The sequence below is a fragment of the Pseudarthrobacter sp. AB1 genome (assembly GCF_014926485.1).
Classification (GTDB): Bacteria; Actinomycetota; Actinomycetes; order Actinomycetales; family Micrococcaceae; genus Arthrobacter.
In genome coordinates this window covers 111,948-132,985 of record NZ_PZKO01000007.1, presented here as the reverse complement: position 1 = coordinate 132,985, position 21,038 = coordinate 111,948, and the positions used below count along the sequence as shown (strand labels likewise).

General features: G+C 65.4%; 19 protein-coding genes. 15 read left to right on the top strand and 4 right to left on the bottom strand.

The annotated features are described in order from the left end of the window. Positions 1-51 precede the first annotated feature (51 nt). Both DAD99_RS02065 and DAD99_RS02060 read left to right on the top strand, forming a co-directional pair. Positions 52-432, top strand: coding sequence for a DUF485 domain-containing protein (locus DAD99_RS02065; protein ID WP_185263074.1), 381 nt, complete (start codon positions 52-54; stop codon positions 430-432). Further along, on the top strand, positions 429-2,045 hold the full coding sequence (locus tag DAD99_RS02060) for a cation acetate symporter (RefSeq protein WP_193340136.1): 1,617 nt from the start codon (positions 429-431) through the stop codon (positions 2,043-2,045). Before DAD99_RS02065 ends, DAD99_RS02060 begins: the two co-directional genes overlap by 4 nt. 109 nt (positions 2,046-2,154) lie before the next feature. Here DAD99_RS02060 and DAD99_RS02055 read toward each other — a convergent pair whose 3' ends face one another. Further along, positions 2,155-2,790 carry a collagen-like protein gene (locus DAD99_RS02055; protein ID WP_309233178.1) on the bottom strand — a complete coding sequence of 212 codons (636 nt, stop codon included), beginning with the start codon at positions 2,788-2,790 and terminating at the stop codon, positions 2,155-2,157. A gap of 139 nt (positions 2,791-2,929) precedes the next feature. Beyond that, positions 2,930-3,403, bottom strand: coding sequence for an Lrp/AsnC family transcriptional regulator (locus DAD99_RS02050; RefSeq protein ID WP_185263076.1), 474 nt, complete (start codon positions 3,401-3,403; stop codon positions 2,930-2,932). A 195-nt stretch (positions 3,404-3,598) separates the two neighbouring features. Here DAD99_RS02050 and pdhA point away from each other — a divergent pair, with 195 nt between their 5' ends. From pdhA to DAD99_RS02035, 3 genes are read left to right on the top strand one after another with little or no spacing between them, the layout of a single operon-like run. Next, on the top strand, positions 3,599-4,708 hold the full coding sequence (gene pdhA / locus DAD99_RS02045) for a pyruvate dehydrogenase (acetyl-transferring) E1 component subunit alpha (protein ID WP_193340135.1): 1,110 nt from the start codon (positions 3,599-3,601) through the stop codon (positions 4,706-4,708). Next, positions 4,708-5,718 (top strand): alpha-ketoacid dehydrogenase subunit beta, encoded by a 1,011-nt coding sequence (locus DAD99_RS02040; RefSeq protein WP_193340134.1) that lies wholly within the window; start codon positions 4,708-4,710, stop codon positions 5,716-5,718. Before pdhA ends, DAD99_RS02040 begins: the two co-directional genes overlap by 1 nt. Before the next feature lie 8 nt (positions 5,719-5,726). After that, positions 5,727-7,100 (top strand): dihydrolipoamide acetyltransferase family protein, encoded by a 1,374-nt coding sequence (locus DAD99_RS02035; RefSeq protein WP_227007512.1) that lies wholly within the window; start codon positions 5,727-5,729, stop codon positions 7,098-7,100. A 155-nt stretch (positions 7,101-7,255) separates the two neighbouring features. Here DAD99_RS02035 and DAD99_RS02030 read toward each other — a convergent pair whose 3' ends face one another. Further along, positions 7,256-7,918 (bottom strand): TetR/AcrR family transcriptional regulator, encoded by a 663-nt coding sequence (locus DAD99_RS02030; RefSeq protein WP_193340132.1) that lies wholly within the window; start codon positions 7,916-7,918, stop codon positions 7,256-7,258. 167 nt (positions 7,919-8,085) lie between these two features. On the opposite strand from DAD99_RS02030, the gene DAD99_RS02025 reads away from it, so the two are divergent. The 7 genes from DAD99_RS02025 to DAD99_RS01995 all read left to right on the top strand — a co-directional run bounded on the left by DAD99_RS02025 (position 8,086) and on the right by DAD99_RS01995 (position 16,155). Further along, positions 8,086-9,693: a carboxyl transferase domain-containing protein gene (locus DAD99_RS02025; protein WP_193340131.1), complete on the top strand. Its 1,608-nt coding sequence runs from the start codon at positions 8,086-8,088 to the stop codon at positions 9,691-9,693. Between the two features lie 7 nt (positions 9,694-9,700). Continuing rightward, entirely contained in the window at positions 9,701-11,920 is a 2,220-nt protein-coding gene (locus DAD99_RS02020) for a biotin carboxylase N-terminal domain-containing protein (RefSeq protein ID WP_193340130.1), read from the top strand. A gap of 2 nt (positions 11,921-11,922) precedes the next feature. Next, complete coding sequence (locus tag DAD99_RS02015) at positions 11,923-13,086, top strand: acyl-CoA dehydrogenase family protein (RefSeq protein ID WP_193340129.1); 1,164 nt, start codon at positions 11,923-11,925, stop codon at positions 13,084-13,086. A 66-nt stretch (positions 13,087-13,152) separates the two neighbouring features. Continuing rightward, the gene (locus DAD99_RS02010) at positions 13,153-13,947 is read left to right on the top strand and encodes a CoA transferase subunit A (RefSeq protein WP_193340128.1); all 795 of its coding nucleotides are present in this window, start codon (positions 13,153-13,155) and stop codon (positions 13,945-13,947) included. 2 nt (positions 13,948-13,949) lie between these two features. After that, positions 13,950-14,717: a CoA transferase subunit B gene (locus DAD99_RS02005; protein ID WP_193340127.1), complete on the top strand. Its 768-nt coding sequence runs from the start codon at positions 13,950-13,952 to the stop codon at positions 14,715-14,717. After that, complete coding sequence (locus tag DAD99_RS02000) at positions 14,714-15,319, top strand: MaoC family dehydratase (protein ID WP_227007511.1); 606 nt, start codon at positions 14,714-14,716, stop codon at positions 15,317-15,319. The genes DAD99_RS02005 and DAD99_RS02000 overlap by 4 nt, the downstream gene beginning before the upstream one ends. Then, on the top strand, positions 15,316-16,155 hold the full coding sequence (locus tag DAD99_RS01995; RefSeq protein WP_193340126.1) for a CoA ester lyase: 840 nt from the start codon (positions 15,316-15,318) through the stop codon (positions 16,153-16,155). Before DAD99_RS02000 ends, DAD99_RS01995 begins: the two co-directional genes overlap by 4 nt. Before the next feature lie 31 nt (positions 16,156-16,186). Here DAD99_RS01995 and DAD99_RS01990 read toward each other — a convergent pair whose 3' ends face one another. Then, complete coding sequence (locus DAD99_RS01990; RefSeq protein WP_193340125.1) at positions 16,187-17,653, bottom strand: lipase maturation factor family protein; 1,467 nt, start codon at positions 17,651-17,653, stop codon at positions 16,187-16,189. A 46-nt stretch (positions 17,654-17,699) separates the two neighbouring features. Here DAD99_RS01990 and DAD99_RS01985 point away from each other — a divergent pair, with 46 nt between their 5' ends. The 3 genes from DAD99_RS01985 to DAD99_RS01975 are packed head-to-tail and all read left to right on the top strand — an operon-like array spanning position 17,700 to position 21,027. Then, on the top strand, positions 17,700-18,446 hold the full coding sequence (locus DAD99_RS01985) for a sulfite exporter TauE/SafE family protein (RefSeq protein WP_227007510.1): 747 nt from the start codon (positions 17,700-17,702) through the stop codon (positions 18,444-18,446). A gap of 46 nt (positions 18,447-18,492) precedes the next feature. Then, positions 18,493-19,677 carry a 1-deoxy-D-xylulose-5-phosphate reductoisomerase gene (gene dxr / locus DAD99_RS01980; RefSeq protein WP_193340124.1) on the top strand — a complete coding sequence of 395 codons (1,185 nt, stop codon included), beginning with the start codon at positions 18,493-18,495 and terminating at the stop codon, positions 19,675-19,677. A gap of 18 nt (positions 19,678-19,695) precedes the next feature. Beyond that, positions 19,696-21,027 (top strand): RIP metalloprotease, encoded by a 1,332-nt coding sequence (locus tag DAD99_RS01975; RefSeq protein ID WP_193340123.1) that lies wholly within the window; start codon positions 19,696-19,698, stop codon positions 21,025-21,027. The last annotated feature ends 11 nt before the right edge of the window (positions 21,028-21,038 follow it).

Sequence of the window (21,038 nt, the reverse complement as noted above, 5' to 3'; positions counted from 1 at the left end):
CCCGCAGGCCTCGGCCGGTGTGAACCAGGCAAGTCTCAATGAGGAGGAACGATGGGTAACGATGCCCACACTCCGGACGCAGCGGCGTCCGTGGACTTCGAACAGGTCCAGTCGACAGAGCGGTTCCAGGAACTGCGCAAACGTCACCGCAGCTTTGTATTCCCCATGGCCGTGGCATTCCTGCTGTGGTACTTCGCGTATGTCCTGCTGGCTGACTACGCCGTCGATTTTATGTCCACCAAAGTGTGGGGCAACATCAACGTCGGCCTGATCCTGGGCCTGCTGCAGTTCATCTCCACGTTCGCCATCACCGGCTGGTACGTCAGCTACTCCAACCGGAGGCTGGACCCCATCGCGGCGGAGATCCGCAACGAAATCGAAGGCCATGAGTTCGACAAAGGCGGCAACCGAGTGAGTGGAGTCACCAAATGATCGGAATTGCCACCGCGGTGGATGTGGCCGCGCTCAAGGACACTACGTTGCTGAACATGGGCATCTTCGGCCTTTTCGTTGCCGTCACCATGGTGATTGTGCTGCGCGCCAGCCGGAACAACAAAACCGCTGCGGACTACTACGCGGCCGGCCGCTCGTTCACCGGTTCCCAGAACGGAACGGCAATTGCCGGGGATTACCTGTCCGCCGCATCGTTCCTGGGCATCACCGGCGCCATCGCCATCAACGGCTACGACGGCTTTATGTATTCCATTGGCTTCCTGGTTGCCTGGCTCGTGGCCCTGCTGCTGGTCGCTGAGCTGCTCCGCAACACCGGAAAGTTCACCATGGCCGATGTCCTCTCCTTCCGGCTCAAGCAGCGGCCGGTCCGCATCGCTGCGGCCATCTCCACCCTCGCCGTCTGCTTCTTCTACCTGCTCGCGCAGATGGCCGGAGCAGGCAGCCTCATTTCGCTGCTGCTGGGCATCAGCGACTGGGGCGGACAGGCACTGGTGATCATCGTCGTCGGCGCCCTCATGATCATGTACGTACTGATCGGCGGGATGAAGGGCACCACCTGGGTCCAGATCATCAAGGCGATCCTGCTGATTGCCGGTGCTGCCGTGATGACCTTCTGGGTGCTGGCCATCTACGGGTTCAACCTCTCCGACCTGCTGGGCGGCGCCGTGGAAACCTCGGGCAACCCGAACATTCTCAACCCCGGCCTGCAGTACGGCAAGACCGAGACGTCCAAGCTGGACTTCATGTCCCTGGCCCTCGCCCTGGTCCTGGGAACGGCTGCCCTTCCCCACGTGCTGATGCGCTTCTACACGGTTCCGACCGCCAAGGAAGCCCGCAAATCCGTAGTCTGGTCCATCGGGCTGATCGGACTCTTCTACCTGTTCACCCTGGTCCTGGGTTACGGCGCTGCGGCGCTGGTGGGAGCCGAAACGATCAAGGCTGCCCCGGGCGGCGTCAATTCGGCGGCCCCGCTGCTGGCCTTCTATCTCGGTGGACCACTGCTCCTGGGCTTTATTTCCGCGGTGGCCTTCGCCACCATCCTGGCAGTGGTGGCCGGCCTGACCATCACCGCCGCAGCGTCCTTCGCCCACGACATCTATGCCAGCGTTATCTCCAAGGGCAAGGCCGACGCCGAGACAGAGGTCAAGGTGGCGCGGCGCACCGTGGTGGTCATTGGGGTGATGGCCATCCTTGGCGGCATCTTCGCCAACGGCCAGAACGTGGCTTTCCTGGTGGCGCTCGCCTTCGCCGTCGCGGCGTCGGCGAACCTCCCGACGATCGTCTACTCGTTGTTCTGGCGCCGGTTCACCACCCAGGGTGCGGTCTGGAGCATGTACGGTGGCCTGGGCTCGGCCATCATCCTGATCGCCTTCTCGCCTGTGGTTTCCGGCCTGAAGACCTCCATGATCCCTGGTGCCAACTTCGCCTTCTTCCCCCTGAGCAACCCTGGCATTGTGTCCATCCCGCTGGCATTCCTGCTCGGCTGGCTGGGCACGGTGCTGGACAAGAAGCGCGAGGACACCGCCAAGCAGGCGGAAATGGAAGTACGCTCCCTGACCGGTGTTGGCGCGGAGAAAGCCGTCGACCACTGACACCCTGAAAACGATCCTGCCGGCTGATCGTCGCAGCGGATCTTGAACCACAGAAAAGAGTCCCCGGGCCATAAGGCATGGGGACTCTTTTCTGCTGTGGTTCCGGGCGCTAGGCCTGGGGCTTGAGCTTGATGTTGATCATTCTCAGCTCGTCGGTGCCTTCGAAGCGGTAGGCGAGGTCGATCTTCTTGTCGCCGTCGCAGGTGATGAGGCCGGCCACGTCGGCCGCCTTCGTGCCGTTCTCGGTGCTGGCGTTCACCTGGTTGTAGGCCGGCTTGCAGGTCCTATCCATCTTTAGCGTCTTGATGCCGGCGATGAATTCTTCCTTGGTCAGCTGTTCATGGAGTGCGGGGTCAAGATAGTCGTCGTAGGCCTTGGAACTGTCGCCCGCAATCACCAGCTTCGTGAAGCCGTCAGCCAGGCCCCGAGCATGGTTGGTGGCTCCGTTGACAACGTTGACCAGGATGAGCACGCCGACCGCCGCCAGCAGCAGGACACCGACAACAACGCCGAGGATGGTCCACGGCTTCCGGCGGTTTCGCACCGGTGGTTCCTGTCCGGGCAGGCCGAACGGTCCATCTGACGAGTACTGGCCAGGTGCCCCATACTGTCCCGGCGCACCATGCGGCGGGTTGCCCGGCAGCGGTGGCGCGCCGTGCTGCCCAGGGTTCCCGGGCTGCCCGGCTGGTTCTGCGGGCCAGGCCGCCGGCTGGACCGGCTGGTACGGTTCCTGAGGATTGCTCACGATGGAGCCTTTCCGGCAACGCACTGGCACTGCCTTATTGTAGGGACCCGCTGAACGGCACCCATGGATTCACCTTGGAACAGCCTATAACCCACCCTGCCGGGGCTGGGTATCGGAGTATTAGTAAGGGCTGCCGGCCCTAGGCGTCTCCGGATCCCCGCTCAAGCAATGGCTGGATGCGGAAGGGAATGAGTTCGCCCATGGCCAGTGCGGTATCCGTCCGGTCCACTCCATCGCACGCCAGGATTTTCCCGTTGATCCGGAAGAGATCCTCGGCGTCCAGGGCCACCACGCGGAGCAGGAGGTCAGCGGAGCCGGTGAGACCGTAGCCTTCCAGGATTTCCGGAATGCCGGCGAGGTCATGGGCCAGCTGCCCCAGTTTCTGCTGCTGGACATGGACGGATATGAACGCCATCAGCGGATAGCCCAGTGACGCCGGATTGATCCGCCGTTCAAAGGACAGAAAGACGTGCTTCTTCTCCAGTTGGGCCATGCGCGCCTGCACGGTGTTCCGGGACAGCCCCAGCTTCTGGGCCAACGCCACCACCGTCCGCCGGGGGTCGCGGGCCAGGGCCGAGAGCAGCCGCGTGTCTGTGCCATCCAAAGCGTGCATAATGCGCAACTTTAGCACGGTGGCAGCAGTGCAAACAGGGCATTTTGCGCAGTATCAGCTGCGGTGGTTGTACCCATTGAGCATTGTGAGTAGGGTCACAAATATCCGGGGCAACGGCGCCCGGGCGGCTGGCGGCGGGCGGGACCACAAGTCCCCAGGCCCCGGTCAAACGACGTGAGAAGGTTGCGTGCCATCGTGTCTACAGACAGGAACCTGATCCAGCTGATTACCCCGGCAGGGGAGCGGATCAGCCACCCGGAGTTTGATCCCTGGGTGAAGGACATAGGGGATGAGCAGTTATGTTCCCTCTACGAAGACCTCACTGTGATCCGACGGATCGATGTTGAGGCCACCGCCCTCCAGCGTCAGGGCGAACTCGGTCTTTGGCCCCCGTTGCTGGGGCAAGAGGCGGCGCAGGTCGGTTCCGGCAGGGCCCTGCGCGAGGACGACTTTGTTTTCTCCAGCTACCGGGAAAACGGTGTGGCATACTGCCGCGGCGTGGACCTGACGGATATCACCCGGGTTTGGCGTGGCACGGCCTCCTCCGGCTGGGACCCGTACACCGTGAATATGGCCACCCCGCAGATCATTATCGGCGCGCAGACGCTGCATGCCACCGGCTACGCCATGGGCATCCAGAACGACGGTGCGGACTCGGTGGCGGTGACGTACTTCGGCGACGGTGCCACCAGTGAAGGCGACGTCAACGAGGCCATGGTTTTTGCCGCCAGCTTCCAGGCGCCCGTGGTCTTCTTCTGCTCCAACAACCACTGGGCCATTTCGGAGCCTGTGCGCTTGCAGTCCCACATCCAGATCGCGGACCGGGCCACCGGATTCGGCATTCCCAGTCTCCGGGTGGACGGCAATGATGTGCTGGCCGTTATGGCAGCCACGCGCGTGGCCTTGGACCGTGCCCGGCATGGCGGCGGACCCACGTTCATCGAAGCAGTCACCTACCGCATGGGACCGCACACCACCGCTGACGATCCCACCCGCTACCGTGACGCCAACGAACTGGAGGACTGGGCCGCGAAGGACCCCATCCAGCGCGTCAAGGCCCTGCTGGAACGCAAGGGCCTCCTCACGGATCAGGTCAGGCAGCACGTTCACGACAAGGCAGAGGCCGTCGCCCGCGACATCCGTTCGGGCTGCATCGGCATGCCGGATCCGGAGCCGATGGACATCTTCAAACATGTCTACAGCGAGCCCAACTCGTGGCTGGACCGGCAGCAGGACCACTATGCCCGTTACCTGGCTTCCTTCGGCGATCCCGCGGGAGCCACTTCAGAAGAAGGTGCACGCTGATGACCCAGATGACCTTTGCCCGCGCCATTAATTCCGGCCTGCGCAAATCCCTGGAAAACGATCCAAAAGTCATCCTGATGGGCGAAGACATCGGCACCCTTGGCGGTGTTTTCCGGGTGACCGACGGCCTCCAGAAAGATTTCGGCACGCACCGTGTGGTGGACACCCCGCTGGCCGAATCGGCCATCATGGGTACCGCCGTCGGCCTCGCGTACCGCGGCTACCGCCCGGTGGTGGAGATCCAGTTCGACGGCTTCATCTACCCTGCCTTCGACCAGATTGTGAGCCAGGTGGCGAAGCTGCACTACCGCACGCAAGGGGCTGTCAAGATGCCCATCACCATCCGGGTCCCGTTCGGGGGAGGCATCGGCTCACCCGAGCACCACTCCGAATCGCCCGAGGCGTACTTCACACATACGTCGGGGCTTCGAGTGGTCAGCGTCTCCAACCCGCAGGACGCCTGCACGGTGATCCAGCAGGCCATCCTGTCCGATGACCCGGTGCTGTACTTCGAACCCAAGCGCCGGTACCACGACAAGGGTGAAGTGGATGAGGGCATCGATCCGGGCGCCGCTCTGCCGATGGACTCCGCACGCGTTGTCACCGCGGGCACGGACGTGACGCTGGTGGCCTACGGGCCGTTGGTGAAGACGGCCAAGGACGCAGCAACCGCGGCCGCCGACGAAGGCATTTCCATCGAGGTGATCGACCTGCGCTCGCTGGCACCCGTGGACTACGCCACCGTTGAAGCGTCCGTCCGGAAAACAGGCAGGCTCGTGGTCACCCACGAGGCCGGCCAGTCCGGTGGCCTGGGCGCGGAAGTGGCAGCCAGCATTACAGAGAGGTGCTTCTACCACCTCGAAGCCGCCCCCGTCCGCATCACCGGGTTCGATATTCCCTACCCGTACTCCAAGCTCGAAATGCACCATCTGCCCGGCCTGGACCGGATCCTCGACGGTGTGGACCGCGCCCTCGGACGCCCGAACTCCCTCAGCGGGCTGGAAGGATGAGCGCAACCATGATCAAGGAATTCAGGCTCCCGGACCTCGGCGAAGGCCTCACGGAATCCGAAATCCTCAGCTGGAAAGTGGCTGTGGGGGACACTGTGACTCTGAACCAGGTCATCGCCGAGGTGGAAACCGCAAAGGCCGTAGTGGAGCTGCCCTCACCCTTCGCGGGCGTGATCACTGCCCTCCACGAAGAACCCGGAACAATCGTGGAGGTCGGCAAGCCGATCGTCTCCTTCGAAGTAGCGGACGACGGCGGCGGCTCACCTTCGGGGGTTGCGCCTGCGGGGGTTGCGCCCGCCGGGGCGAACAATGCTGTGGCGGGCGCCGCAAAACGTGAGCCGAACCTGGTGGGGTACGGTGCCGTCGTCGAAAGCTCAGGCCGTCCCGTTCGCCTGGCCCGCACCTTCACAACCGCGGTGGTTGAGCCTGTTGCAACAGTGCCTGCAGAAACGCAGCCCGCCGAAACCGACACTGCAGAGCGCCCACGCTCCACGCCGCCGGTCCGGAAGCTGGCCAAAGACCTTGGTGTCGAGCTGGCCGCGGTCGCGGGTACCGGCGCCGGCGGACTGATCACGCGGGAGGATGTCCGGAATTTCGTCGGCGGGGAACTGTCGGCGCCGGTGCGTCACCTTTCCGCGGTATCGGATTCGGTTTCTGCCGCGGGGCCGGGAGCGCAGGGCGGCCGGGAAGTCCGTACTCCCATCAAGGGCGTCCGCAAGTTCACGGCGGCCGCGATGGTGGCGAGTGCGTTCACGGCTCCCCATGCGACGGAATTCCTCACGGTGGATGTCACACCCACCATGGACCTGTTGGCCAAGCTCAAGTCGAGCCGGGCCTTTTCCGGCTACAAGCTCACGCCGCTGACATTGGTGGCCAAGGCGGTGCTGATCGCGCTGCGGCGCAACCCGTCGCTGAACTCACGGTGGGAGGAGGCAAGTCAGGAGATTGTGCAGTTCAACTACGTGAACTTGGGCATCGCCGCGGCGACTCCCCGCGGGCTCACCGTGCCGAACATCAAGGACGCGGATACCTTGTCGCTGCTGGAACTCTCCGAAGCCCTGACCGGGCTGACCGAGATGGCGCGGGCGGGCAAGACTGCCCCGGCCGACCTCTCCGGCGGCACCATCTCCATCACGAACATCGGGGTCTTCGGCATCGATGCGGGCACGCCCATCCTGAACCCCGGTGAGGCCGCCATCCTGGCCATGGGGGCCGTGCGGAGAACGCCGTGGGAATTCCAGGATGAGGTTGCCCTGCGCCAGGTCATGACACTGAGCCTGTCTTTTGACCACCGCCTGGTGGACGGGGAGCAGGGCTCCCGGTTCCTTGCCGATGTTGGCGCCATCCTGGCCGAACCCGGCATGGTGCTCACGATGGTCTGACCCGTAGTTTTTGTCCAGATAATCCGGGTTGGGGGCGATCTAAACCGTTTTATCTGGACAAAAACTCTGAGGTCTGGGTCGCACCCGCCGCTCAGGCCCGCCCCACCCGCAGGCCATTTTTTGTCGCCCGGACCCTGGAGGCGCCGTGCCTGTGGTCAGGGGGCTTCGGGAACGTCCACCGTGAGTGCCGCCAACGCCATGCTCTCGAGAAGCGGCCGGGCTGTTTTGTGCGCGATCTTGCGTCCGTGGTTCCGTACGGAGTGCGGCGTGGAGTTGATCAGGCCGAAAGTAGCGTGGGCCCGCATCCGCAGTTCGACGGCGTCGGTGCCCGGGTGCAGCAGCGACAGGACCTCCACCCAAATCTCCACGTAATTCCGCTGCAGCGCCCGCACCTCGGACTGGTCCTTCTGGCTGAGGTTGCTGAAATCCCGGTCCTGCACCCGGATCACGTCCGGCTTTCCCAGTGCGAACTCCACCTGGAAGCCCACCAGCCTCCGGAGCGCAGCGAGTGGGTCCGTGGTCTCGGCAATGACGCGCCGGCCGCCGTCGAGCAGCTCGCGGCTGACGGTGAGCAGCAGGTCTCCCAACACCGCCTGCTTGCCCTGGAAGTGGCGATAGACGGCCGGGCCGCTGACACCAGCTGCGGCGCCCAGATCCTCCAACGACACCCGGTTGAACCCGTGCAGTGCAAAGAGCGCCGCGGCCGCGGCAAGAAGGGCCTGGCGGCGGTTCTCCTTCGCCTGGCTGCGGGGTGTTCCGGGAGTTACGTGGGCTGCCAGTGCCGGTGCGGACGGCTTGACCGGTGGGGTTGTGGGCATGCTTTTCCTCCTAGGAACAGCAGATTCTAACAATGTCCTGTTGTGTTGGACATCACAGTTAATAAAGACTAACCTGAATTCCAGTTATAAAGCATTAACCGGGCTGGCTTTTGCGGCTCTGGCCGGAGCCTTGGTGGCTTTCACAGGATGAGGAACGGACACCGTCGATGGAGACCCTTGCCAGCCGGCTTGATGCCGCAAGTGAAGTGTTTACTGCAAACAACACTGCGCAGCTGGCGCTGGCCACCGAGCTCCGGACCAGGCTGGCCGACGCCGCGCTGGGAGGGCCGGAGAAGTCGCGGGAGCGCCATGTGGGCCGCGGCAAGCTGCTGCCCCGGGAACGCATCGACCGGCTGCTGGATGACGGCAGCCCGTTCCTGGAGATCGCGCCGCTGGCAGCCAATGGCATGTACAACAACGAGTCGCCGGGTGCCGGGGTGATTGCCGGGATCGGGCTGGTGCACGGCCGCCAGGTCCTGGTGATTTCCAATGACGCCACGGTCAAGGGTGGCACGTACTATCCGATGACGGTGAAAAAACACCTCCGCGCCCAGGAGATCGCGCTGGAGAACCGTCTGCCGTGTATCTACCTGGTGGATTCGGGTGGGGCGTTCCTTCCGAAGCAGGACGAAGTGTTCCCGGACAAGGAGCACTTCGGCCGGATCTTCTTCAACCAGGCGAAGATGTCAGCAGCGAAGATCCCGCAGATCGCCTCAGTCATGGGTTCCTGCACGGCAGGCGGCGCTTACGTTCCGGCGATGAGCGATGAGACGGTGATCGTGCGGAACCAGGGCACCATCTTCCTGGGCGGTCCGCCGCTGGTAAAGGCCGCCATCGGCGAAATCGTTACCGCGGAGGAATTGGGTGGCGGTGACGTGCACTCGAGGATCTCGGGGGTCACGGACCATCTCGCCGAGAACGACGAACACGCACTGCAGATCGTCCGCGACATCGTGGCCACCCTGCCGAGGCCGGCAGCTCCCGCGTGGGATGTGGACACCGCCGTCGAGCCCCTGGCGGATCAGGGGGAGTTGTACGGCGCCGTCCCCACGGACGTCAACGCGCAGTACGACGTGCACGAGGTCGTTGCCCGGCTGGTGGACGGCAGCAGGTTCCACGAGTTCAAGAAGGAGTACGGCGCCACACTGGTCACGGGGTTCGCCAGGCTGCACGGGCACCCGGTGGGGATCGTGGCCAACAACGGCGTGCTCTTCAGCGAGTCCTCGCTCAAGGGCGCACACTTCATCGAGCTCTGCGACCAGCGCGGCATTCCCCTCATTTTCCTGCAGAACATTTCCGGGTTCATGGTGGGCAAGGACTCGGAACAGGGCGGCATCGCCAAGAACGGCGCGAAGATGGTCACCGCAGTGGCCACCGCCAGGGTTCCCAAGCTGACGGTGGTGATCGGCGGGTCCTTCGGCGCGGGCAACTACTCCATGTGCGGGCGGGCCTACTCGCCGCGCTTCCTGTGGATGTGGCCTGCGTCCCGCATCTCCGTCATGGGCGGAAACCAGGCTTCCGGCGTCCTGGCCACCGTCAAGCGCGACCAGTACGAAGCGGCGGGCCAGGAATGGTCCGCTGAGGACGAGGAAGCCTTCAAGGCCCCGATCAAACAGCAGTATGAAGACCAGGGCAGCCCCTACTACTCCACCGCCCGCCTTTGGGACGACGGCGTGATTGACCCCGCGGACACCCGCACCGTCCTGGGACTGGCGCTCGACGTCGTCTCCCGCAGCCCGCTGCCGGAGACCTCCTTCGGCCTTTTCCGGATGTGAGCCAGCCATGACCGTTTCCTCGCCCGACATTCGTTCCACCACGCCGCAAGAGCCGCTGTTCAACACCGTGCTGGTCGCCAACCGTGGGGAGATCGCCTGCCGCGTGATCCGTACCCTGCGCGCACTGGGCATCCGTTCCGTGGCCGTCTACAGCGACGCCGACGCCGGGGCCCGGCACGTGCACGAGGCTGACACTGCCGTGCGGATCGGCCCGGCCGCCGCGGCAGAGAGCTACCTCAAGGTTGCGGCGATCATCCAGGCCTGCCGCGACACCGGCGCCGAGGCTGTGCACCCCGGCTACGGCTTCCTCAGCGAGAACGTCGATTTTGCCCGCGCCCTTGAATCCGCCGGCCTCACCTTCATCGGCCCTGGCGTCGAATCCTTGAACGTCATGGGCGACAAGATCCGATCCAAGAACCACGTGGCCGGCTACGGTGTCCCGGTGGTGCCGGGCATCGCCGAACCGGGCATGACTGACGCGCAGCTGATCGAGTCCGCGGACACTGTCGGATTCCCGCTGCTCATCAAACCGTCAGCGGGCGGCGGCGGCAAAGGCATGCACATCGTGGAACGGGCCGCGGACCTGCCGGCCACCTTGGAAACCGCCCGCCGCGTCGCCGCCAGCGCCTTCGGCGACGACACGCTGTTCCTGGAGCGGCTGGTCCGCATGCCCCGACACATCGAAGTCCAGATCCTGGCCGACAACCACGGCAACGTCATCCATCTCGGGGAGCGCGAGTGCTCGCTGCAGCGCCGCCACCAGAAAGTCATCGAGGAAGCGCCCTCGCCCCTGCTGGAGTCATTGCACGACGGCGGTGCCACCCGGGCACGGATCGGTGAGGCCGCTTGCCAGGCGGCACGGAGCGTCCACTACAGCGGCGCCGGAACTGTGGAGTTCCTGGTCTCCGACGAGGCCCCGGACGAGTTCTTCTTTATGGAGATGAACACGCGCCTTCAGGTGGAGCACCCGGTCACGGAAATGGTCACCGGCTTGGACCTGGTTGAATGGCAGGTCCGCATCGCCGCCGGTGAGGAACTGACCGTTCGCCAGGACGACGTCGACCTTAACGGGCACGCCGTCGAAGCCCGCGTCTACGCGGAAATCCCGGAGCGGAACTTCATGCCGTCCACCGGAACCGTGCTCTTGCTCGACGAAACGCCCGAGCACGGAGCCGGCAGAATCCGCGTGGACTCAGCACTCCTCGAGGGGCTGGAGATCTCGTCCAGCTACGACCCCATGATCTCCAAGGTCATCGCGTGGGGCCCGGACCGCACCGTTGCCCTGGACACCCTGGACGCGGCCCTCGCCGGCTACACAGCCCTTGGCATCGACACAAACGTTGAGTACCTGCGGCTGTTGATCAACGACGACGATGTCCGCGCAGGGCATCTCGACACCGGCCTGATCGAACGCAGAATGCCGGACTTCGCCTTCCGGCGGATTGACGACGCCGAACTGGTCACGGCAGCCCTGTACGCCGTCGTGAGCGGGGAACAGGGCAACGCGGTGACACCCTCCGGTCCGTGGCAGGCAAGCAACGGCTGGCGGATCGGCGCTCCGGCGCCCCGGCGGATCAGCCTGGGAAGTCCCGACGGAGGGATCGCAACAGTCAGCGTCACAGGCCAAGCGGCTGCCGGCCCGGTTCAGGTCCGCGTCGGCGAAGGACCCTGGCGTACGGCCTCCCTGCGGCTGCCGGGCCGCGGGAGCCTGGTCCTCACCCTGGACGGCGAAACCACGGACTACTCGCTGGCGCCAACGGACGCGGGCCCGGACAGCCTCACCCCGGGCACCCCGGGCAACCCGGCCTTCGGAGTTCCCGCGGAGCTGTTCCTCGGCAACGGCGGCTGGTCTTGCCGGCTGGAGGTGCTGACACGGGAGTCGCGGCTCGTCCGGGTGCTCGCCGCCGTCGAGCGCGAGGAAGGCACCGCGGACCCGGAGGTGCGCTCACCCATGCCGGGCACGGTGGTGTCCGTTGCCGTCAGCAACGGCGACACCGTGGAAGCGGGCCAGGTCCTCCTCGCCGTGGAAGCGATGAAGATGGAACACCAGCTGGTGGCAGAGGTGGCAGGCACGGTCCACATCAGCATCAAGGCCGGCCAGCCGGTCAAAGCGGACCAGGTGCTGGCCACCATCCACCCGTCACCCGCCGATTCAGTCGCGGATGCACCCGCGGATTCACTTCAGGATTCCTACATGGAGTCGAACAACACAGGCAAGGGAGCCTAGCCATGGCAGATTTTGAGCTCAGCGAGGAATACCAGGACCTCAGCGACACCGTCCGGGATTTTGCGGACACCGTGGTGGCGCCGGTCTCGGCCAAGCACGACGAGGAGCACAGCTTCCCGTACGAAGTGGTGTCGCAGATGGCAGACATGGGCCTGTTCGGGCTTCCCTTCCCGGAGGAGCACGGCGGGATGGGCGGGGACTACTTCGCCCTGGCACTCGCCCTTGAGCAGCTTGGCCGGGTGGACCAGTCCGTGGCCATCACGCTGGAGGCAGGAGTTTCCCTCGGCGCGATGCCGGTGTACCGATTCGGCACCGAGGCGCAGAAGGAGGAGTGGCTGCCGCTGCTGGCCTCCGGCAAGGCGCTCGCCGGCTTCGGACTCACGGAGCCCGAAGCCGGCTCGGACGCCGGCGGCACCAAAACGCACGCCCATTGCGAGAACGGCGACTGGGTGATCAACGGCAACAAGGAATTCATCACCAACTCCGGCACGGACATCACCCGCCTGGTCACGGTCACCGCGGTGACGGGTCAGAAGGAACGCAAGGACGGCAGCCTCAAGAAGGAGATCTCCACCATCCTGGTGCCCACCAACACGCCGGGGTTCAAGGCGGAAAAGGCCTACAACAAGGTTGGCTGGAACGCCTCGGACACGCACCCGTTGACGCTCAAGGACGTCCGGGTGCCGGAGGCGAACCTGCTCGGCGAAGAGGGGCGGGGTTACGCCAATTTCCTTTCCATCCTGGATGAGGGCCGGGTCGCTATCGCAGCACTGGCCACGGGGGCGGCGCAGGGCTGTGTTGATCTGTCGGTGAAGTACGCCAAGGAACGCAGCGCGTTCGGCCATCACATCGGCAAGTACCAGGCCATCTCGTTCAAGATCGCCCGCATGCAGGCGCGGGCCCATACAGCCCGCCTGGCCTACTACGACGCCGCATCGAGAATGCTGGCCGGGAAGCCGTTCAAGACGCAGGCCGCCATCGCTAAGATGGTCGCAGGCGAGGCGGCCATGGACAATGCGCGGGATGCGACCCAGGTATTCGGCGGCTATGGCTTCATCAACGAATTCACCGTGGCACGCCACTACCGCGACTCCAAGATCCTTGAAGTGGGGGAGGGCACCACGGAGGTCCAGCTGATGCTGATCGCCCGCGAACTCGGACTGTAACAAGCCCGCTGGTCGGGAAATTCCACGCGGTGGTCGAGCCTGTCGAGACCCTTGAAAGGACCAACGATGATCAACAAGGTTGTTGCCAGCGCCGAGGAAGCCATTGCGGACATTCCAGACGGCGCGTCTCTGGCAGTGGGAGGGTTCGGCCTCTGCGGAATCCCCGTTGCCCTGATCGATGCCTTGCACCGGCACGGCACCAAGGACCTCGAAACCGTGAGCAACAACTGCGGAGTGGACGACTGGGGCCTGGGCGTCCTCCTCCGCGACGGCAGGATCCGGCGGACCGTCAGCTCGTACGTCGGCGAGAACAAGGAGTTCGCGCGCCAGTACCTGTCCGGTGAACTTGAGGTGGTGCTGACCCCGCAGGGCACGCTTGCGGAGAAGCTCCGTGCCGGCGGCGCCGGGATCCCTGCGTTCTACACCAAGGCGGGGGTGGGCACTCAGGTGTCCGACGGCGGCCTGCCGCAGAAGTACGACGCCGACGGCGGCATCGCCATCGCGTCTTCCCCGAAGGAAGTGCGGGCGTTCAATGACGTGGACTATGTCCTCGAGGAATCCCTGACCCCCGACTTCGGACTGGTCCACGCCTGGAAAGGCGACCGCCACGGCAACCTGGTTTTCCACGCCACCGCCATGAACTTCAACCCGCTCTGCGCCATGGCCGGAAAAATCACCATCGCCGAGGTGGAGGAACTGGTGGAGCCGGGCGAGCTGGACCCCGAGCACGTCCACACGCCTGGCATCTTTGTCCAGCGGGTGGTGGTGGTTCCCGCCGGTGAGAAGCGGATCGAAAAGCGGACCGTCGCCCTTGCACAGGCTGCCGGAACCGAAAGCGCCACCGAACAGGCAGGAGCGTAGCCATGGAGTCCAGCAGCACGCAGGGAGCGCCTCCCCGCCCCGAAGCCGTCCGGCCCGAATACCGGCGTGCCGCCGTCGGCCATCCCGAAGGCACCAATCCGGAGGCCAAAGGGTGGACGCGCACCGAACTGGCCGCCCGGGTGGCCCGGGAGCTCAGCAACGGGCAGTACGTCAACCTCGGCATCGGCATGCCGACGCTCATTCCCAACTACATCCCGGCAGGCGTCGAGGTGGTGCTCCATTCGGAGAACGGGATCCTGGGCGTGGGACCGTACCCCAGCGAGGACGCAGTGGATCCGGACCTCATCAACGCCGGCAAGGAAACCGTCACGGTCAACAAGGGGGCAGCGTTCTTCGACTCCGCCTCGTCGTTCGGCATGATCCGCGGCGGGCATGTGGATGTGGCCGTGCTCGGCGCCATGGAGGTGGCGCAGAACGGCGACCTGGCCAACTGGATGATCCCGGGCAAGATGGTCAAAGGCATGGGCGGGGCCATGGACCTGGTCTTTGGCGCCAAGAAGGTGATCGTGATGATGGAGCACGTGGACCGCAACGGCAACGCAAAAATCGTGGAGCACTGCTCGCTGCCGCTGACCGGCAAGGCCTGCGTGGACCGGATCATCACCGACCTCGCCGTGATCGACGTGGTCACCGAAGGCGGGCGGTCCCGGTTGGTGCTCCGCGAGTTGGCCCCCAACGTCTCCGTGGAGGACGTGGCGGCGGCAACCGGCGCCGAACTGTTCGAAGAAGACCAGGAGCTCACCGTATGAACGGGGTTCCGCTCCCCGATGCCCCGGGCCCAACAACCGACGCCCCCCGGGTCATCGAACAGCGCGGCCTGTACTTTGACGAGCTCGAAGAAGGCGTTGTCTACGCGCACCGGCCAGGCCGCACAGTAACCGAGGCGGACAACGTCCTCTTCACCACGCTCACCATGAACACCCAGGCCCTGCACCTGGACGCCGCGTGGAGCGCCGGCCAGCCGTTCGGCCAGCGGCTGGTCAACTCCATGTTCACGCTGTCCACCCTGGTGGGACAGTCCGTATCGCAGCTCACCCAGGGCACCATCATCGCGCAGCTGGGCCTGACGGACGTCTCCTTCCCGCACCCGCTGTATCACGGGGACACGCTCTACACCGAGACCGTGATCACCGGGAAGCGCCTCTCGGGATCGCGTCCCGGCCAGGGGATCGTAACCATGCAGCACACCGGCAGGAACCAGGACGGCACCGTGGTGGCGCTGGCCACGCGGAGCTGCCTCATGTGGACCCGGGACGCCCATATAGCGCAGTCTTCCGGGCAACAGGTCCAGCCTGCAGGAGCTGAAAAGGGGAGCGTGCAGGGCCCCGAAAAGAGGACAATGTCCGTATGACATTTGTGATGGGTCCCGCCCTCCTCTTCTGCCCTGCCGACCGTCCCGAGCGTTTCCCTAAGGCCGCCCAACGCGCGGACGCTGTCATCGTGGACCTCGAGGACGCCGTGGCACCCGCGGACAAGCAGCGGGCGCGCGGCGCCATCCTGGCCCAGTTGGGCGCTGCCGGGGAGGGGCCGGAGCTCGATCCCAGCCGCACCATCGTCAGGATCAACCCGGCCGGCACCGCCGAGTTCGAGAAGGACCTGCACTGCCTGGCCCACACGCCGTACCGCACGGTGATGCTGGCCAAGGCAGAGAGCGCGGCCCAGCTCGAAGCCCTGACGGACTACCACGTCATCGCCCTGTGCGAGACCGCCGCCGGGGTCCTCAACGCACCTGCCATCGCTGCAGCCCCCAACGTGGTGGCACTGATGTGGGGCGCCGAAGACCTGCTGGCTTCCCTAAGCGGCACGTCCAGCAGAACGGACGACGGCGGCTACCGGGCCGTGGCACTGCACGCCCGGTCCGCGGTGCTGCTCGCCGCCCGGGCTTTCGGGAAAGAAGCCGTGGACGCAGTGTACGTCAACATCCCTGACCTTGACGGGCTGGCGCTGGAGGCGGCTGATGCCGCAGCGTCAGGATTCGGCTCCAAAGCCTGTATCCACCCCACTCAGGCGGCCATTGTCAGGGGAGCCTACGCACCGTCCGAGGCCGACGTCGCCGCCGCCACCGAACTGCTGCGGGTCGCCGCTTCCGCCGGGTCCGGTGTATTCCAGTACGGGGGCAAAATGATCGACGGACCCATCCTCAAGCACGCCGCAGCAACCATCCGCCGGGCCCGCATCCACTCCTAGGGACACCGGGCAGGAACCGCCAGGGACAGAATCATCGCCGCCGTCCACGGGAACCGCGGAGGGACCGCGGCGGGATGGCCTCATAGAGCGGGGTCCGGACCCAGCGCTCGCCGGTCTCCCGGAACTCAGCCCTGGTGGCGAAACGGTACAGGTAACTGTTGACCCGCACCCAACGCGGCGGACCGCCGTCGAACGGGTCGGCACGGAGAAGCCGCAGCGTCTGCTGGTCCGCCTCCAGCAGCTTCGTGAGGAACGCGTAAAACCACTCCTCGTGGACCGTGCGCAACGGCAGGAACCACATCAGCCAGTCCAGCCGCAGGTGGTATGGCGCCCACTGCCGGGGCAGCCGGCGCACGTCACCGGGTTTGCCCCTGAACGCATATTCGCGCCAGTCCGCCGAGTCCGCAGGGTCCTTGTCCAGGGTGCCCTCCACCACGATCTCGACGCGGTGCTTCGTTACCGTGCCGAACGCGCCGTACGTGTTGGCCAGTTGCCAGCGGTTGAAGCTGGCATTCATCAACTGCCCTTTGGAGAGCAGGTTGCGCAGCGGCCAGTAGCTGAGCACCACCAGCAGGAAGGTGGCCACCAAAGTGATGGCAAGCCAGTACGGGGGATGGCCACGGACGTCCACCCGGGGATCCCCGGACAGCGGCAGGAACGGCAACACGGCGTGGGCCACGGGGTCGCTGACCGCGGCGAACGCCAGCACAACAGCCATCCAGTTAAGCCACGCAAAATTGCCGCTGGCCACCAGCCACAGCTGGGTGAAGATGATGATGCCGGCGGCCGCGCTTGCCAGGGGCTGCGGTGCGAAGAGGAAGAACGGGACCACCAGCTGGGCGAAATGGTTCCCCAGGACCTCCAGCCGGTGGAAAGGTTTGGGCAGGAGATGCGCCTGGCGGCTCAACGGCCCCGGCATGGGCTGGGTTTCGTGGTGGAAATAGAGGGCCGTCAGGTCGCGCCACTCCCGGCCGCCGCGGATCTTGATCATCCCGGCGCCGAACTCCAGCCGGAAGACGAGCCAAGCCAGCAGGATCAGGATGGTGCGCGGCGGCTCCGTCTGGTCCGAGCCAAGGAACGCCACCGTGAACCCGGCCTCCAGCAGCAGCATCTCCCAGCCGAAGCCATAAAACGTCTGCCCCACGTTGACGATCGACATGTACAGCAGCCACAGGGCCAGAAACGCGATCAGCGGAACCCACGGCGGGCCGAGCTGGGGGATACCGGCCACCAGGAGGGCTGAAATTGCCAGTCCGGTAGCGCAGACACCACGCAGCAGCCGGTCCGAATAACGCCAACGGAACAGCGTGGGCCGCCGGCGCGCGCTGAACCCTTCCAGATAGTCCGGTACCGGCAACAGACCGCGTTCGCCCAGCAGCGCAGGGAACTGGTTCAGGGAAGACAGGAACGCAACAAAGAACAGTGCCGCCACACCTCGCTGCAGCACCTGCCGGGCGAATCCGTACTCCGGCGCACCGAACCAGGAAACCCAGTCCACGCAATCCACGTTACGCCCGGAGTCGCCGTCCGCCCACTAGGATCGGATGGTGTTTGCATTGGTGCTCATTGCCGTCGTTGCGGGGGCACTGGCCCAGCGGCTGGCCGGCCTCGGATTCGGCCTCCTCGTCTCTCCCGTCCTGGTGGTGCTGCTCGGTCCCTTCGACGGCGTCATGATCATTAACCTCTGCGGCGCAGCCTCATCCCTGCTGATCCTCTCCAGGGTCTGGCGGCATGTGGAGTGGAAGCGCTACTCCGGACTGGCGCTCGCCGCCCTCGCAGGGGTACTGCCGGGTGCCTGGCTGGCCAGCAATGTGGCCGAAGCGCCGCTGGAGATCTGCATCGGCGTCCTCCTCATCATCGCCCTGCTGGCCTCGCAGCGGCTGACGCGCAGCTCTTGGCATGCCAGTGGCCCCGTTCCCATGGTCTCCCTCGGCTTCACCAGCGGACTGATGAACGCGGCGGCGGGTGTCGGCGGACCGGCCATCACCGCGTACGCCATTGCCACCCGGTGGGAGCAGAAGAGTTTCGGCGCCACCCTCCAGCCCTATTTCGTGACCACCGGACTGTCTTCCCTGGCGATCAAGTACGTACTGTCGGGTGGACATGTTCCCGGCCTGGATGCTTGGCAGTGGCTCAGCATCCTGGCCGCCATGGTGGCGGGAATCATCGCGGGCGATCTGCTGTCCGGCAAGGTCAAACCTGCCGCTGTCCGCAGGATCGTTGTGGCCATCGCCTACATCGGAGCCGTGTCCACGCTGGCGAAGGGTTTCATCGAGCTGGCGGCGGCCTGACCTGCAGCCTGACCGGACCGCGGGCCGGGTGCGGGATACTTAACCAATGCAGCCTCGCAGAATCGTCCTCCTCGGATCCACCGGTTCCATCGGCACCCAGGCGATTGACGTCGTCGACGGCGCTCCGCACCTTTTTGAGGTGGTGGCGCTCAGCGCCGGCGGCGGAAACCTGGAGCTCCTGGCCCGACAGGCCGTCCACACTGGTGCCGCCGCTGTGGGCATCGCCGCGGGGGATCCGCGGCAGCTGCGGGACCTGATCTCCGAGGCTGCCCGCCTCGCCGGGCGGCAGGACTACCGACCCGAAATCATCGCCGGCCCGGACGCCTCGGCCCGCATCGCCGCAGTAGCGGCGGACGTGGTGCTCAACGGCATCACCGGGTCCATCGGGCTTGCCCCGACTCTCGCCGCCCTGAAGTCAGGTGCAACACTGGCGCTGGCCAACAAGGAATCGCTGATCGTCGGCGGAGCGCTCGTCAAGGCCGCCGCCCGCGAGGGACAGATCGTGCCGGTGGATTCCGAGCACTCAGCGATAGCGCAATGCCTGCGCTCAGGCTCCGCGGCCGAAGTTGAGAAGCTTATCCTGACGGCATCGGGCGGGCCGTTCCGCGGCCGGACGCGCGAGCAGCTCCACGACGTAGCGCCGGAAGAGGCCCTGGCCCACCCCACCTGGGACATGGGCCTGATGGTCACCACCAACTCGGCCACGCTGGTCAACAAGGGCCTCGAGCTCATCGAAGCCCATTTGCTGTTCGACGTGCCGCTGGACCGGATCGACGTTGTGGTCCACCCGCAGTCGGTGGTCCACTCCATGGTCCAGTTCATCGACGGGTCCGTCATCGCCCAGGCCTCCCCGCCGGACATGCGCCTCCCCATTGCCTTAGGGATGGGCTGGCCGGACAGAGTCCCCAAAGCGGCCTCCCCATGTGACTGGACCAAAGCCACCAGCTGGACGTTCGAACCGCTGGACACCGTAGCCTTCCCGGCGGTGGACCTGGCCAAGGACGCCGCCAAGCAGGGGAGTACCTTTCCTGCCGTCTTCAATGCGGCAAACGAGGAAGCGGTCATGGCGTTCCACGCGGGGCGCATCCGCTTCACCGAAATCGTGGACACCATCGATGCTGTCCTCAGCGAACATTCAGGATCCTCCGGGCTGACGCTGGAGTCGGTACTGGATGCTGAAAACTGGGCACGTACGCGCGCCCACGAACGTTTAGCAGTCAGCAGTCTCTAGGAAGCAGCAGATCCACGCATGAGCCCCGTCCTCCTTTTTATCCTCGGCGTCGTCTTTGTGGCGATCGGCATTGCCGTGTCCATCGCGCTGCACGAAGTGGGGCACCTGGTGCCCGCCAAGCTGTTCAAAGTGCGCGTCACCAAGTACATGATCGGCTTCGGCCCCACCCTGTGGTCCAAACGGAAGGGCGAAACCGAATACGGCGTGAAGGCGATCCCGCTGGGTGGCTACGTGTCCATGATCGGCATGTATCCACCCAACAAGGAGGACGGAACCGTCCGCCCCTCGAGCACCGGCATGTTCCAGACCCTGGCCACGGAGGCCCGGTCCATGGCACACGAGGAAGTGGGTCCGGAGGACGCAAACCGCGTGTTCTACCGGCTGCCGGTGTGGAAGAAAATCATCGTGATGCTGGGCGGTCCGGCCATGAACCTGCTGATCGGCGTGGTCCTGACCGCCGTCCTGCTGATGGGCTTCGGCATGGCCACGGCCACCACCACCATCGCCGACGTCTCCAAATGCCAGGTGGCCGCCGGCCAAACGGTTGACCCCGATTCCCCGGACTGCCAGCTGACCCCCGCTGCCGCTGCCGGGCTCCTGCCCAACGACGTGGTCACCTCCTTTGACGGGAAAGCTGTCACCGGCTGGGACGAGCTGACCGAATGGATCCGGGCTTCCGCGGGCAGGGAAGTCAGCATCACCGTGGAGCGCGACGGCGCGCCTGTCACCACCACAGTGACGCCGGTGCTCTCCGCCCGCCCCGTCGTCGGCGTGGATGGACGCCAGGCAAAGGACGACGCCGGCACCCTCCTGTACCAGGACGTCGGGTTCCTGGGCATCGGCGCGCAGACCGAACTGGTTCCCCAGCCGGCGTCGTCCGTCCTGCCCATGGCGGGCGAAAACATCAAGCAAGTGGCTGGCGTTATCTTCAATCTGCCCGCCCGGGTGGTGGGCGTTGCGAAGGCGGCCTTCAGTGAGGAAGAGCGGGACCCCAACGGCCCCATCAGCGTGGTTGGCGTCGGGCGCGTGGCCGGTGAAGTGGCGGCCATGGAAGAAGTGCCGCTCCAGTCCAGGATTGGCGCCCTGGTAGGGCTGCTCGCCGGACTGAACTTTGCTCTCGCGGTCTTCAACCTGATCCCCCTGCTTCCGCTCGATGGCGGCCATGTTGCCGGAGCGCTGTACGAAGGGGCGCGGCGGCGGGTGGCAAACCTGTTCGGCAAACCGGATCCGGGCGCCTTCGACATTGCCAGACTGTTGCCCGTGACCTACGTGGTGGCTGTGTTGCTGATGGGCATGAGCGCGCTCCTGATCTATGCCGACATCGTCAAGCCGGTGAGTCTCTTCGGCTGACTCCTGCAGGC

Excerpts from the sequence above, each read along its gene's own strand:
- DAD99_RS02025 (WP_193340131.1), top strand. The coding sequence starts at position 8,086 with ATGGAGACCCTTGCCAGCCGGCTTGATGCCGCAAGTGAAGTGTTTACT.
- DAD99_RS02015 (WP_193340129.1), top strand. The coding sequence starts at position 11,923 with ATGGCAGATTTTGAGCTCAGCGAGGAATACCAGGACCTCAGCGACACC.
- DAD99_RS01985 (WP_227007510.1), top strand. The coding sequence starts at position 17,700 with ATGGTGTTTGCATTGGTGCTCATTGCCGTCGTTGCGGGGGCACTGGCC.
- DAD99_RS02060 (WP_193340136.1), top strand. The coding sequence starts at position 429 with ATGATCGGAATTGCCACCGCGGTGGATGTGGCCGCGCTCAAGGACACT.
- DAD99_RS02030 (WP_193340132.1), bottom strand. The coding sequence starts at position 7,918 with ATGCCCACAACCCCACCGGTCAAGCCGTCCGCACCGGCACTGGCAGCC.
- DAD99_RS02050 (WP_185263076.1), bottom strand. The coding sequence starts at position 3,403 with ATGCACGCTTTGGATGGCACAGACACGCGGCTGCTCTCGGCCCTGGCC.
- DAD99_RS02040 (WP_193340134.1), top strand. The coding sequence starts at position 4,708 with ATGACCCAGATGACCTTTGCCCGCGCCATTAATTCCGGCCTGCGCAAA.
- DAD99_RS01975 (WP_193340123.1), top strand. The coding sequence starts at position 19,696 with ATGAGCCCCGTCCTCCTTTTTATCCTCGGCGTCGTCTTTGTGGCGATC.
- dxr (WP_193340124.1), top strand. The coding sequence starts at position 18,493 with ATGCAGCCTCGCAGAATCGTCCTCCTCGGATCCACCGGTTCCATCGGC.
- DAD99_RS02000 (WP_227007511.1), top strand. The coding sequence starts at position 14,714 with ATGAACGGGGTTCCGCTCCCCGATGCCCCGGGCCCAACAACCGACGCC.
- DAD99_RS01995 (WP_193340126.1), top strand. The coding sequence starts at position 15,316 with ATGACATTTGTGATGGGTCCCGCCCTCCTCTTCTGCCCTGCCGACCGT.
- DAD99_RS02010 (WP_193340128.1), top strand. The coding sequence starts at position 13,153 with ATGATCAACAAGGTTGTTGCCAGCGCCGAGGAAGCCATTGCGGACATT.
- DAD99_RS02065 (WP_185263074.1), top strand. The coding sequence starts at position 52 with ATGGGTAACGATGCCCACACTCCGGACGCAGCGGCGTCCGTGGACTTC.
- DAD99_RS02035 (WP_227007512.1), top strand. The coding sequence starts at position 5,727 with ATGATCAAGGAATTCAGGCTCCCGGACCTCGGCGAAGGCCTCACGGAA.
- DAD99_RS02005 (WP_193340127.1), top strand. The coding sequence starts at position 13,950 with ATGGAGTCCAGCAGCACGCAGGGAGCGCCTCCCCGCCCCGAAGCCGTC.
- DAD99_RS02020 (WP_193340130.1), top strand. The coding sequence starts at position 9,701 with ATGACCGTTTCCTCGCCCGACATTCGTTCCACCACGCCGCAAGAGCCG.